Raw genomic sequence first — 809 nt, forward strand, 5'->3', positions numbered from 1 at the left:
AGCACCGCCACTGGCCCCGCTGGCGCAATTCACGACCCATGCATTCACAGGCTTCTCTGGCGCTGGCGCTTCCGCCTTGGGCGTCTCCTGCGCGAATGCGAGGCCTCCCGTACCGGCTACAAGCGCCAACATGGCGGCCACGCCCAATGCATATCTTGAAAACGAGCCTGCGTTGCTGGACTTCATGGTTCGCGATCCATTCGAAGTCGGCCAGTTCTGGCGCGACGCTTCATGGCGCGAATTAGTACAGTCCTTATTTGCGAGAGGGAAGTCCGGCGGTTGTTGTAAATGATTTTGCCGAATGTGGCGGGAATGCCACATGAACCCGGCTTTTCCATGTCGATCTACCGGTTTCCGCAGTTCTCACTCGCGCATCAAAGCAAAATGTTTACGGTGCGCAATGCGCGGTTGTGCAAAAGAGGCGGCAGAGCATGCATTCGGGGGGGCCATCGCGCCATACACGATCGCGTTCAGCGTGCGCGATTGATCGCGCCCGTTTCGACCGGCTCGGCTGGCACCATTTCTCGCGGCATCTGTGGAAAACCTCGGCTCTGTCCACCATCGCAATCGCCAGTTCGGGCGTTGCTGCTGCGGCGCAGGAAGGCGTTCTGTGGCAACCGCAGGTGCAGACCATCATCGGCGCAGATGAGCAGGGCGCCTACTCCTCGCTCGAAGGCTTCATTCCGCTAGCGCAGACGCCCGATTCTGTCCTGTTCCTCGATTTGCGTCTCAGGCACGACTTTTCCAACGGCACCGGCGGCGATGTCGGCCTCGGCTTTCGCCATGTGGTCGATCCCGACCTCATTCTC

1 protein-coding gene and 1 pseudogene are annotated in these 809 nt (G+C 60.1%); one reads left to right on the plus strand and one right to left on the minus strand.

Annotated features, from left to right (window positions below; genetic code table 11):
- Nucleotides 1-186 (minus strand): annotated as a pseudogene (locus tag MAXJ12_RS38575) (invasion associated locus B family protein); the annotation flags it as partial.
- Nucleotides 187-431: 245 nt separating this feature from the next.
- Here MAXJ12_RS38575 and MAXJ12_RS25445 point away from each other — a divergent pair.
- Nucleotides 432-809: inverse autotransporter beta domain-containing protein (locus tag MAXJ12_RS25445; RefSeq protein ID WP_008838945.1), on the plus strand; the 378-nt coding region annotated here is incomplete at its 3' end.

The sequence above is a fragment of the Mesorhizobium alhagi CCNWXJ12-2 genome, from assembly GCF_000236565.1.
GTDB classification, from domain to species: domain Bacteria; phylum Pseudomonadota; class Alphaproteobacteria; order Rhizobiales; family Rhizobiaceae; genus Allomesorhizobium; species Allomesorhizobium alhagi.